12 protein-coding genes are annotated in these 12,091 nt (G+C 68.9%); 3 read left to right on the forward strand and 9 right to left on the reverse strand.

Annotation, left to right across the window (positions count from 1 at the left end):
* Positions 1-19: 19 nt before the first annotated feature.
* Entirely contained in the window at positions 20-697 is a 678-nt protein-coding gene (locus J2S75_RS05190) for a L,D-transpeptidase (protein WP_244379887.1), read from the reverse strand.
* A 306-nt stretch (positions 698-1,003) separates the two neighbouring features.
* Between J2S75_RS05190 and J2S75_RS05195 the strand changes: the two genes are divergently transcribed.
* The 3 genes from J2S75_RS05195 (at position 1,004) to J2S75_RS05205 (ending at position 3,628) form a co-directional block, all read left to right on the forward strand.
* Positions 1,004-2,239, forward strand: a complete 1,236-nt coding sequence (locus J2S75_RS05195; RefSeq protein ID WP_307018761.1) for an MFS transporter — start codon at positions 1,004-1,006, stop codon at positions 2,237-2,239.
* Between the two features lie 191 nt (positions 2,240-2,430).
* Positions 2,431-2,952, forward strand: a complete 522-nt coding sequence (locus J2S75_RS05200; protein ID WP_307018762.1) for a hypothetical protein — start codon at positions 2,431-2,433, stop codon at positions 2,950-2,952.
* A gap of 250 nt (positions 2,953-3,202) precedes the next feature.
* On the forward strand, positions 3,203-3,628 hold the full coding sequence (locus tag J2S75_RS05205) for a DoxX family protein (protein WP_307018763.1): 426 nt from the start codon (positions 3,203-3,205) through the stop codon (positions 3,626-3,628).
* A gap of 83 nt (positions 3,629-3,711) precedes the next feature.
* Here the strand turns inward: J2S75_RS05205 and J2S75_RS05210 are convergent, their stop codons facing one another.
* From J2S75_RS05210 to J2S75_RS05245, 8 genes are all read right to left on the reverse strand, one after another.
* Entirely contained in the window at positions 3,712-5,469 is a 1,758-nt protein-coding gene (locus tag J2S75_RS05210; RefSeq protein ID WP_370874094.1) for a tetratricopeptide repeat protein, read from the reverse strand.
* A gap of 211 nt (positions 5,470-5,680) precedes the next feature.
* Positions 5,681-6,115, reverse strand: coding sequence for a phage holin family protein (locus J2S75_RS05215; RefSeq protein ID WP_307018765.1), 435 nt, complete (start codon positions 6,113-6,115; stop codon positions 5,681-5,683).
* Positions 6,115-6,462: a hypothetical protein gene (locus J2S75_RS05220; protein ID WP_307018766.1), complete on the reverse strand. Its 348-nt coding sequence runs from the start codon at positions 6,460-6,462 to the stop codon at positions 6,115-6,117. Before J2S75_RS05220 ends, J2S75_RS05215 begins: the two co-directional genes overlap by 1 nt.
* 84 nt (positions 6,463-6,546) lie before the next feature.
* Entirely contained in the window at positions 6,547-7,263 is a 717-nt protein-coding gene (gene trmB / locus J2S75_RS05225) for a tRNA (guanine(46)-N(7))-methyltransferase TrmB (protein WP_307018767.1), read from the reverse strand.
* A 92-nt stretch (positions 7,264-7,355) separates the two neighbouring features.
* On the reverse strand, positions 7,356-8,549 hold the full coding sequence (metK, locus tag J2S75_RS05230; RefSeq protein ID WP_244379879.1) for a methionine adenosyltransferase: 1,194 nt from the start codon (positions 8,547-8,549) through the stop codon (positions 7,356-7,358).
* A gap of 131 nt (positions 8,550-8,680) precedes the next feature.
* Positions 8,681-9,091, reverse strand: coding sequence for a helix-turn-helix domain-containing protein (locus tag J2S75_RS05235; RefSeq protein ID WP_307018768.1), 411 nt, complete (start codon positions 9,089-9,091; stop codon positions 8,681-8,683).
* 110 nt (positions 9,092-9,201) lie between these two features.
* Positions 9,202-10,800 (reverse strand): apolipoprotein N-acyltransferase, encoded by a 1,599-nt coding sequence (gene lnt, locus J2S75_RS05240; RefSeq protein ID WP_307018769.1) that lies wholly within the window; start codon positions 10,798-10,800, stop codon positions 9,202-9,204.
* A gap of 42 nt (positions 10,801-10,842) precedes the next feature.
* Positions 10,843-12,084 carry a hemolysin family protein gene (locus tag J2S75_RS05245; protein ID WP_307018770.1) on the reverse strand — a complete coding sequence of 414 codons (1,242 nt, stop codon included), beginning with the start codon at positions 12,082-12,084 and terminating at the stop codon, positions 10,843-10,845.
* Between the last annotated feature and the right edge of the window lie 7 nt (positions 12,085-12,091).

The raw sequence follows: 12,091 nt of genomic DNA on the forward strand, positions 1-12,091 counted from the left end.
CATCACTTGAGCGGCCCGCTCAGCCCACCGGCGTGCCGGTGGCGGGCAGCACGACCACGCGGGTGCCGGTGGGCACGCGGCGGTAAAGGTCGATGATGTCCTGATTGATGAAGCGGATGCAGCCGGACGAGACCTGCGTGCCGATGGTCCATGGCTCGGTGGTGCCGTGCAGGCGGTAATAGGTGTCGCGCCCATCCTTGTAGAGATAGAGCGCGCGCGGCCCTAGCGGGTTGGTCGGGCCGCCGGGCAGGCCGCCGGCATAGGGGCCGTAGCGCTCCGGCTCGCGCGCGATCATCGCCTGGGTCGGCGTCCAGCGCGGCCATTCCGCCTTGCGGGCGACCACGCCCTCGCCGCGGAAATTGAAGCCTTCCTCGCGCCCGACACCGACGCCGTAGCGCAGCGCCCGGCCATTGGCCATGACGAGATAGGCGAAGCGCTCATTGGGATCGACCACGATCGTGCCCGGCTGATAACGGGTGGGGTAGGCCACCTCCTGGCGCAGGAAGCGCGGGTCGATCTGCGTCAGATCCACCGCCGGCACCGGGAACGGCTCGTCATTGATCGCCGCATACATGCGCAGATATTGCGGGTCCATGGCGGGAGGCAGGACGCGGCTCGCCACCGGCTCGCGCGTGGTGGCGCAGCCGGCGAGGGCGAGGGGCGAGGCGATCAGGAACAGGCGACGGTCGAGAAGCATGGGGGCGCACGCAGAGGGAAGGAGTGGGGGAACGGCGAATGGGGCAATGACCCTCACCTACAGGCGAAGCGTGGCAAAGTTCGTGAACCGCGCGATCACGGCACCGTCACCCGCGTGAATTGGAGCCAGGTGTGGCGCTGCGGCCTCACCCTCCCCTAGCCCAGCACCGTAAATTCCTGCTTCTTCTGGCATCCATCGGTTTTGCTGATGCGTGTCCTGAAAACTATTTGTTTTCCAGCGATGCTCAGCCGGCGCTAGTTTTGCCGCAAAGGCGGCCGTGCCGCGCTGTGCCGAATCGAGGCCCCGATGCCCGCGACATCCGCCCCCCGCCCCGGCCTTGCGGCCCGCGCGCCGCTGCTCATCGTGCTGTGCGGCTGTCTCATCGCCATGCTCAGCTTCGGGCCGCGTGCCTCCTCCGGCATCTTCCTGCTGCCGATGACGGGCGAATATGGCTGGGGGCGCGACACGTTCGGCCTCGCCATCGCCATCCAGAATCTGCTCTGGGGCGTCGGTACGCCCTTCGCCGGCGCGGTGGCCGACCGCTTCGGCGTGACGCGGGTGCTGTGCCTCGGCGCCGCGCTCTATGCCGCCGGGCTGGTGCTGATGGCCTATTCGGCGACGCCGGGCCTGCTGCATCTCTCCGCCGGCGTTCTGGTCGGCTTCGGCCTTTCCGGCTGTTCGTTCAACATCGTGCTTGCCGCCTTCGGCAAGATGCTGCCGGAAAAGTGGCGCCCGCTCTCCTTCGGTGCCGGCACGGCGGCCGGTTCCTTCGGCCAGTTCCTGTTTCCGCCGCTGGCGGCGGGACTCAACACCACCATTGGCTGGCACCAGACCTTGCTGGTGTTCGGCCTCGCCATGCTGCTGATCATGCCGCTGGCGCTGGCGCTGTCCCGGGCGCCGGCCGCGCCGAAGGCGGGAGAGCGCCCGCAATCGATCGGCGCCGCCCTGGGCGAGGCGTTCCGCCATCCCAGCTATGTGCTGCTCGTGCTCGGCTTCTTCACCTGCGGCTTCCAGCTCGCTTTCGTCACCACCCACCTGCCGGCCTATCTCATCGATCGCGGCCTCTCGATCACGGTGGGCGGCTGGACGCTGGCGGTGATCGGCCTCGCCAATATGGTCGGCTCGCTCGGCTCGGGCTGGCTGTCGAGCCGCATGCCGCGGCGTTATCTGCTGGCGGCGATCTATTTCGCCCGTGGCCTTGCCATTATCGCCTTCGTGCTGCTGCCGGCGAGCCCGGTGACGGCGATCGGCTTCGGCATCGTGCTCGGCCTGCTCTGGCTGTCCACCGTGCCGCCGACCTCCGGGCTGGTGATGCTGATGTTCGGCACGCGCTATCTCGCCATGCTCTACGGCTTCGCCTTTTTCAGCCACCAGGTCGGCGGCTTTCTCGGCGTCTGGCTCGGCGGGCTGCTGTATGAGAGCCTCGGCTCCTATGATTTCGTCTGGTGGCTGTCGGTGGCGCTGAGCTTCGCCTCCGCCGCCATCAACCTGCCGATCGTCGAGAAGCCGGTGGCGCGTGGCGCGGTGCCGGTGACGGGCTGAACACCGGCGCGCATTTGCCAGCTGTTAACCGCGATCGTTCACCCTAGGGATCGTGGTACCGACAGCGTTGCGAGGGAGCCACACAAGGCCCGTTGCGTGCCCCGGCGAGAGGGGGTGATTCGCCGTGCGGCCTTGACAAGATGGGTCCATCGCAGCGCATCGTGAAAAATCCCGGAGCGATGGAAACCCTCATGCGTCTGTGTTCTGCCCTGCCGGCCGCCGCCCTTCTCGCTGCCACCGCCGCGCTGCCGATGTCCGCCTCGGCTGAGACGCTGACGGCGCAGGAGGCGCAGCGCTTCGTCATCGGGCAGACCTTCTCCTACACCTGCTATGAGGGCACGGTGGGGGCGGGGCGCATCCTTCCCGACGGTTCCGTCGCCGGCACCATCCAGATCCGTGGCAAGGGCAATACGCGCTATGTCACCCTGCCCGCCGGCACCATCATGGTGCGCGGGGAATCGGTGTGCGCCAAGCTCAAGGGCGTCGCCTTCCAGCCCTGCTTCGAGCTGGAAAAGACCGACAAGGTCAGCTTCCGCGGCAATCTCGCCGGGGCCGACCGGCTGTGGTGCGAGTTCAAGCGTGGCGGCAGCGGCCGCACCCGCCTCGCCGAGCGCGCCGTGGCGCCCAAGGCAGCGCCGGCGCCCACCCCGGCCGCGCTGGCCGAGGACAGCGCCGCCGCGCAGATGACCGCCGAGGTCGCCTCCGAGAAGTGACGCCGCCGGACGTTTTCCGCCGAGGGCGCTGACACCCCTGCGCGCCGCGCTTGCCTCGCATGTGGCCCGAGGCGGGCGACGCCGATATCCGCTTGCGTGAGCGCGCGGCTGTCAATCGCTACGATATTGCGGATTTGCAAGATCGCTCCGGTATTGGCGGCTATCGTCTTGCGCCGAGCGTTGAGTTACCTCCGGGACATGACAGGCGCTGCCTGCTGCTCTCTCCCTCAACGCTGCCGCGAGACCCACCATGATCGATTCCCGTTCCGCGCCCTATGGCGCCTTCGTCCTCCGCGTCGCCCTCGGCCTGATGTGGGTGACCCACGCGCTGCTGAAATATGTCGTCTTCACCATTCCCGGCTTTGCCGGCTTCCTCGGCAGCCTCGGCCTGCCGGAAGCCCTGGCCTGGCCGGTGTTCCTCGCCGAGCTCATCGGCGGCGTGCTGATCATCGCCGGAATCTATGCCCGCCATGTCGCGCTGCTGCTCATCCCGGTCATGGCCGGGGCGATGAGCGTGCACATTCCCAATGGCTGGCTGTTCTCCGCCGCTGGTGGCGGCTGGGAATATCCCGGCTTCCTGATCGTCGCCTCCTTCGCGCTCTGGCTGATCGGCGACGGCGCCTTCGCCCTGCGCTCGCGCCCGCTGTTCTTCCTCGGCCGCCCCGCTACCGCCTGAGCCGCGCCGGCCGTTATCAATGAAAAGGGGCGGGTCCCACCGGGCCCGCCCCTCTTTTCATTCCGGCCGTGCGGCAGGCGGCGTCAGCCGCCATTGCCCGGCTTGGCGGCGTCCTGCGTCTTGTCCACCGCCGCCTTTTGCGGCTCGGCGGCGGGCGCCGTCTCGGTCTTCTGGGTCGCGTCCTTGCCGGCCTTGATGCGCTCGGCCTCGTCGAGGCCCACGGCGATCTTGCGCTCGATATCGACCAGCTCGTCGGGCTCGGGTTTCAGGTCGCGGGCATGGTTCCACTTGAAGCGGGCTTCCAGCTTGCGGTCGACCTTCCAATAGGCGTCGCCGAGATGGTCGTTGATCACCGCCTCATTCGGCTTCAGCTCGACCGCGCGCTCCAGCTCGCGCACCGCGTCGTCATAATGGCCGGTGCGGTAATAGGCCCAGCCGAGGCTGTCGATGAAGAAGCCGTCATCCGGGCGCAGCTGCACCGCCTTGCGGATCATGTCGGTGCCGGCCTGGAGATTGATGCCCTGATCGATCCAGCTATAGCCGAGATAGTTCAGCACATGCGGCTGGTCGGGGCTGAGCTGCAGCGCCTTCTTCAGGTCCGCCTCGGACTTGTCCCACTGCTTGGTCCGTTCATAGCAGGTGCCCCGGAAATAATAGAGCACCCAGTCCTTGGCCTGCGGCGTGCCGAGCTGGTCGATGGCGGTGGTGTAGACGGCGGCGGCTTCGGCGAACTTCTCATTGGCGCGCAGCACGTCGCCCAGCGCCATGATCGAGCGCTGGTCCTTCACATCCGCCGCCACCACCTTGTTCAGCACGGCGAGCGCCTCGTCATGCTTGCCGACGGCGTCGAGGTTCAGCGCGCGCTGCACCTCGGCATTCATCTTGAACGGCGAGGAATCCGGCACGGAGGCGAACAGGGCGATGGCGTCCTCATGCCGCTTCATCGTCTCGAACAGGTCCGCGAGGGTGATCGCCATCAAGGGCTGCGACGGGTCGAGCCAGCGGCCGAGCTGGAGATAGACGAGGGCGAGATCCTCGCCGCCCTGGCGGCCGAGCGCGGCGCCGAGGCCATACAGCACTTCCGCCGCGCCGGCGGTGGGGGTGCTGACCAGCGGCGGCAGCGTCTTGCCCGCCTTCAGCTCCGCCAGCGAGCGCGCCACCAGCGGGTCGCCGGGCACCAGCTTGTCGAACGCCTCATAGGTGGCGATGGCTTCCGCCTTGCCGGCATTGCGCGAGGCCCAGCGCGCATAGGCGTCGACGACGCGCAGCGTGCGCGGGTCGCGCTTGAGGGCGGCTTCCAGGCGCTGGCCGGCTTCCTTCTTGACGCCGGCGGCGTCGAGCATCAGCCCGGCGTGGAAATCCTTGAAGCCGTCATACCATTCCGGCCCCTGCAGCGCGTCGATGGCCTTGACGCCGGCGCGCGCATCGCCCGAGCCGAACTGGCTCCAGGCGCTGAGCAGCGTGGCGTTCAGCTCGGCGATGGCGCCCTGGCCGGAACGGCGCAGATTGCTGCGGGCGGTGACATATTGCTTGGCCTTGATGGCCTTCACGCCCAGAACCAGCCGGGCGAGCGTGTGTTCCGGGTCGATCCGCACCAGGCGCTGGGCGAGGTCCACCGCCTCGTCGATCGAGCCTTCCGCCAGCAAGGTAAGGAAGGCCCGCTCTTGCAGGTCGCGCTGGCGCGGGAACAGGCGGGCGAGTTCGCGGTAATAGGCCGCTGCTGCCGCGGTGTCGCGCTCATTGATCGCGAGGCGCGCGGCGAGATAATTGCCAGCCGGCGAGGAGCGGGCGATGAAGTCTGCCGGAGGGGCGTCGGCCCAGGCGGGCAGGGCGGCGCCCAGTGCCGCGAGCGTGGCGAGAATGGCCGCTCCCGGCCGCAGCGACAAACGTCGAAACGTCAAGTTAGAACCTCCTGCGGCAAACGGCGCAGCCGGGTCCCCGTCAATGGGACGTCAGCTTCCGGCCTTCATGGCAGATTGGTCCTTTTTAGCTGCCCCTGCAATAACGGGAGCCTAATGCGGACCGGGCCCTCGCGAGCCCGGCGCCACATTCTCAGACGCGTCGGCCAAGAATAAGGCCGATAAGCGCCGCGCCCGCCGCAATTCCGAGCACGGTCTTCACACCGGCGGGAGGCACAGCCGGGCCCCCCGCGAGCGGCGCCGCCGGCGGGACGGCGGGTGCCGGCGGCGGGGCGGCATAGGCGCCATAGGCGCCGTAACCACCGAAGCCGACCGGACGGCGCTGCCGGCGCATCAGCGCCACCAGCAGGAAGATCAGGCCGAGGACCAGCAGGCCGCCGCCGATGATCAGCGCGGCGGTGAGCGCGTCATAGCGGTCAGCCAGCGCAATGAAGGAGGCTATGAGGAAAAAGACCGCCGACATGGCGACCAGAAGCCCGCCAATCGCGCAGAGCAGGGCCGTTCGGGCGGCCCTGCGCACGGCGGAGCGGATTTCCGCTCCGAAAAGCGCCAAGAGGAGGCGGAGCATCACTTGCCCCGCGACAGCAGGCCGAACAGGAAGCCGACGCCCAGCGCCGCGAGCACGGAGCCATAGGGGTTGCGTTCAATGGTGGCCCCGAGATCGCCGGAGAGCGCCTGCGCCCGCGTCCGCGCCTCCTGCAGCGCCGCATAGCCTTCCTCGGCGAGGCCGGAGGCGGCGGCTTCCGCGCGCGCGGCGCCGGAGCGGATGCGGCCGGTGATCGCGTCCGCCGCCGCGCTGCCTTCCGAGCGGGCGAGGGCGGTCAGCGTCTCGGTGAGCTTGGCCACATCGCCCCGCAGGGTGGCGAGGTCGGCGGACAGCTTGGCGAAATCGTCCTGCGGGTTGGGCTGAGCCATCGAAAGTCTCCGGGTGAGGAACGTGACGGGGGACGTGCCGGTCAACGCGCGCGCCGGCCTCAGGGTTCCCACACTAGGCGGTAATTAGCGGCGCCGGAACTCGTAGTATCCCGGCCGCCGTCCCTCGCGCAGCGCCTTGGCCTCGTAGCGCGTGCCGGGCCAGCCGTCCCAGGGAAGGCGCCAGTCGTCGGCGCGCTCCGCCGTCCAGTCGAAGCGCGGATCGGCCAGAAGCTGGCGCAGCGTCCACGCCGCATAATGCTCGATATCGGTGGCGAAGCGGAAATGCCCGCCGGGGGTGAGAAGCCGGGCGAAGCGGTCGATATTGTCCGCCTGCACGAAGCGCCGCTTCCAGTGCCGGCGCTTGGGCCAGGGGTCGGGATAGAGCAGGTCGATCCGCTCCAGCGCGCCGGGCGGCAGGCGGTCGAGCAGCGGGATCACGTCGTCGCCATAGAGCCGCACATTGCCAAGGCCGCGTTCGGCCACACGCGCCGTCGCCTTGGCGATGCCGTTGAGGAAAGCCTCGGCGCCGATATAGCCGATATCGGGGTGGCGGGCCGCTTCGGAGACCAGATGCTCGCCGCCGCCGAAGCCGATTTCCAGCCGCACCGCGCGCACGGGCTGCGGGAACAGGGCGGCAAGCGGCCCGGCGCCCACCTCGTCGAGGGCGATGGCCAGACGCGGCAGGTCGGCGGCGAGATGGGCGGCCTGCGCCGTGCGCAGCTTCTTGCCCTTGCGCCGGCCATAGAAGGCGTGCTCGCGCGGGGGCTCGCCGGGGTGGCGGGAATCATCGTCGGCGGTCATGCGGACACTCGAAACGAAGGCGGGGCGGACCCGCGATGGACCGCCCCGCATAAGCACACCAGGTCCCGCGCGCAATCGCGCGGGCGCAAACTTTAGCCGACCGCGGACTTCAGCGCCTCGACGAGATCGGTCCGCTCCCAGGAGAAGCCGCCATCGGCGTCCGGCGCGCGGCCGAAATGGCCATAGGCGGAAGTGCGGGCATAGATCGGCTTGTTGAGGCCGAGATGCTCGCGAATGCCGCGCGGGCGCAGATTCATCACCTCGCGCAGGGCGGTTTCCAGCTTGGCTTCCTCGACGCGGCCGGTGCCGTAAAGGTCGACATAGACCGCCAGCGGGTCGGACACGCCGATCGCATAGGCGAGCTGGATGGTGCAGCGGTCGGCGAGATCGGCGGCGACCACGTTCTTGGCGAGGTAGCGCGCGGCATAGGCGGCCGAGCGGTCGACCTTGGTCGGGTCCTTGCCGGAGAAGGCGCCGCCGCCATGCGGGGCCGCGCCGCCATAGGTGTCGACGATGATCTTGCGGCCGGTGAGCCCGCAATCGCCATCCGGTCCGCCAATGACGAACTTGCCGGTGGGGTTGACGTGCCACACGGTCGCCGGGGTGATCCAGCCATCGGGCAGCGCCTGGCGGATATAGGGTTCGACGATGCTCTGCACGTCGTGCGAGGACAGGTCGGCGTCGAGGTGCTGGGTCGACAGCACGATCTGCGTCACCTCGACCGGCTTGCCCCCCTCATAGCGCACCGTCACCTGGCTCTTGGCGTCGGGGCCGAGCACGGTGCTCTCGCCGGAATGGCGGGCCTCGGCGAGCAGCTTAAGAATCTTGTGCGCGTAATAGATCGGCGCCGGCATGAGCTCCGGCGTCTCGCGGCAGGCATAGCCGAACATGATGCCCTGGTCGCCGGCACCCTCATCCTTGTTGCCGGCGGAATCGACGCCCTGGGCGATGTCGACGGACTGCGCGTGCAGATGCACGTCGATCGCCGCCTTCTCCCAGTGGAAGCCGTCCTGCTCGTAGCCGATATCCTTGATCGCGAGGCGGGCGATGTGGCTGAGGAAATCCTTGGTCAGCTGCGCCGGGCCGCGCGTCTCGCCGGCAATCACCACGCGGTTGGTGGTGGCGAGCGTTTCGGCGGCGACGCGCAGATGGCTCGGGTCCCAGCCGAATTCCGGGCCGTGCTTGAAGAAGGCATCGACGATCTCGTCGGAGATGCGGTCGCACACCTTGTCCGGATGGCCTTCGGAAACGGATTCGCTGGTGAAGAGATAGGCTTGGCGGGACACGAGTCGGCTCCTCGATTGTCGACCGGCGCCTTAACCCGCGCCCGGCCGCGCATCTTTTGCAAGCGCGGTCGGGACGGTCAAGGTTTTAACGTCGGATTCGTTCGGAAAACAGAACGGAGCGCGCGCGCCGTTCAGGTCGCCGGCGTGGGTTCGGCCAGCGCCTCGACGAGGTCGACAATGCGGCGTCGGACCTTGGAATCCGCGATCTTGAGGAAGGCGCGGGTCAGCGCCAGACCTTCGGAGGAGGCCAGGAAATCCGAGACATAGGCAGGCGAGGCGTCCTCGGCGAAGCCGCCGGATTCGGCGTTCATCGAGGGCGCGCCCTCGAAGAAGAACGCCACCGGCACGGACAGCACCTGCGAGATATTCTGCAGGCGGCTGGCGCCGATGCGGTTGGTGCCTTTTTCGTATTTCTGGATCTGCTGGAAGGTGATGCCGAGGCTCTCGCCGAGTTTTTCCTGGCTCATCCCGACCATCATGCGTCGCATGCGGACCCGGCTGCCGACATGCTTGTCGACGGGATTGGGTGATTTCTTCGTCATCGGCTTCCCCGACTGCAAACAAAAAAATACCTCCCCCCCGCTGAGAGGGAGAGAAGCAGTACCCGAGCCCGCGAGCAGTCTAAGCGCAGTGCGTTCCGCCGTCGATCAATCTAAGCGTGTATCGCTCGCAGGCGCAGCATGAGCGCCCCGCAGAAGCCGCCCAGAAGCAGCAACCACGATATCACCCTGCCGTGTGTGGCATAAGCTGTAGCTGCCAAAGCTTGCGGGAGGCTGTCGTCGAGGACGCCCCGCACACCCAGAGGTAGAACCGCGCTGATTCGTCCCAGAGGATCCACGACGGCGGATATGCCGTTATTGGTGACCCGCACCAGCGGCAAGCCCTGCTCGATCGCCCGCAGCCGCGACTGCTCGAAATGCTGGTAGGGACCTGGGGTGAGGCCGAACCAGGCGTCGTTGGAGAGATTGAGCAGGAAGCCCGGCCGCGGGGTATCCTGTGCCGCGCCGGCGGGGGCGGGCATCACCTCGGTGGGAAAGATGGCCTCGTAGCAGATCAGCGGCACCGCCTCGGGCAAGCCGGGAATGGCCAGCAAGCTGCGCGCGGGCGCGGCGGCGAAGCCCCCGCGCACCCGCGTCAGCGCTTCCAGCCCCACCGCTTCCAGCGTTTCCTGAAACGGCAGATATTCGCCAAAAGGAACGAGGTGGACCTTGTCGGCATTGGCGCGAATCGTCCCGCTCGAATCGATCACCCGCACACTGTTGAACACGTCCGGCCGGTCGCGGCCCGGCACGGGCTGATAGCGCGCCGCGCCGGTGACGAGCACCGTGCCGGGCGGCAGCATGGCCACGATCCGCGCCAGCGCCTCCGGCTCGCGCTCAAGGAAGAAGGGGAAGGCCGATTCGGGCCAGAACAGATGGGTGACGCCTTTCAGCCCGCCCTGGCTCTCGCTGGTGGCGAGATAGAGGTCCATCACCGTGCGGCGGGCGTCGTAGCGGAATTTCTGGTCCTGCGGCAGGTCGGGCTGCATCAGCCGCAGCCGCACATCCGGCACGGTGGCGACCTCTGTGGTCGCGAGCCGCCACTGCCCGCCGGCCCATAGCGCCGCGAGCAGCAGCACGGCGAGGGCGAGCGGCAGCGGGCGGGTGCGGGGCGAGCCCCCCGGCGAGAACAGCGCCGCCGGGCTGGCGAGGCAGGCGAGCGTCGCCAGGCACAACCCGGTGAGCCCGACGATCGAGGCGGCCTGCGCGAAGCGCAGATCGGTCGCCAGCGCATAGCCGAAATCGTTCCAGGGAAAACCGGTGAGCCACGCGCCGCGTGCGGTCTCCGCCAGGGTGAGGGCGGCGGCGAAGGCAAGGATCCGCCCCGGCCCGCCCGTCCATAACAGCCGCGCCAGCACGCAGCCGAAGCCGGTATAGAGCGCGAGATAGGCCGGCAGGCCGAGCACCGCGAACGGCATCAGCCACAGGAAGGCGTCGGCCTGCACCAGAAAGGCCTCGCCGATCCACCACAGGCCGGCGACGAAATAGCCGAGGCCAAACAGCCAGCCGGCGAGGAAGCTCGCCGTCAGCGCCCGGCGTAGAGGCAGGCCGGCGGTGGCGTCGATCAGGAACACCAGCACCGGCAGCGTCAGCGCCAGCACCGGCCACAGCCCGAAGGGCGGCATGGCGAGGGCGGACAGGCCGCCGGCCACCAGCGCGCCCAAAGCGCGCCAGCGGGCGGGGGCCGCCCGCAGGCGATCCGGCGTCAACATTGGCTGGAAAAGGGCCGGGCGCCGCCGGCCCCGGTCGTCGTATCAGGCCGCATCGGTGTCGCGCGGCCGCTCGTTGCGGGAGGTGTCCCCGGTCTGCTGCGCCGGCGGCGGCAGGGCGCGCGCCCGGGAGGCCGACCCGTCAGCGATGGCAGGGGGGGTGCCCGCCCCCGCCTCGCCGCGGTTTGCCGCGATGCGCAGCCGCTTGACCCGGCGCGGATCGGCGTCCAGCACCTCGATCTCGAAATCGCCCGGCCCCGAGACGATCTCGCCGCGCACCGGCACACGGCCGGCGAGGGTGACGAGCAGGCCGCCGAGCGTGTCGACTTCTTCCGCCTCCTCGCCGAGCGCAAAGGCCGGATCGATCATCTCGGCCACGTCCTCAAGGCTGGCGCGGGCATCGGCGATGAAGCTGCCATCGGGCTGGCGGGCGATGGCGGGGGTCTCGTCCTCATCGTGCTCGTCTTCGATGTCGCCGACGATTTCCTCGACCAGATCCTCCATCGAGACGATGCCGTCCGTCCCGCCATATTCGTCGATGACGAGGGCGAGATGGATGCGGCTCGCCTGCATGCTGGCGAGCAGTTCGATGGACGGCATGGAGGGCGGCACGAACAGCAGGCGGCGGATCAGCTTGGCGCCGCTCAGCGAATTGGAGAGGTCGATAGCCTTGAGATTGAACGCCGGCCGCGCCGCCTTGCCGCCGGCGGCGGGAACATCCGCCACGCTCTCGCGCTGGCCGCTGCGCACGGCCTCGGTGCGCGAGGCCGCCATGCGGGGCGTCATGGCGCGCTGGGTGAGATAGGTCACGAGATCGCGGATATGGACCATGCCGACGGGGTCGTCGAGCGTGTCGTCATAGACGACGAGCCGGGAATGGCCGGCCTCGGCGAAGACGGCGAGCAGTTCGCCGAGCGAAATGTCCTTCTGCACGGCGACGATGTCCGCGCGCGGCACCATGAGGTCGCCGATCCGCAGCTCGCGCAGGTCCAGAATGCTCTTGAGCATCGTCCGCTCGGTGGCGGTGAGGTCCGCTCCCGGCTCGGTGCTGGGCGCCGCGAGCGTGGCGGCGAGATCGGAGCGCAGCGAGCCGGTGGAGCGCCGCCCGCCAATGAGATGGCGGAGCCGGCCGAAAATGCCGGCGCGAGGCTCGCTGGAGCCCCCGCCGGCCCTGCTTCGCTGCCCGACGCTTGTCGCGGTGCCGCTGGTGGCGCCATTGCTGGCGCCGCTACTTGGGCCCTCGCTGCCCCGGGAGGCGGAGGACGGACTGGGAAGAGGATCGGACATTGGCCTT

Origin of the sequence: Ancylobacter polymorphus (assembly GCF_030813495.1) — a bacterium.
Lineage (GTDB): Bacteria > Pseudomonadota > Alphaproteobacteria > Rhizobiales > Xanthobacteraceae > Ancylobacter > Ancylobacter polymorphus.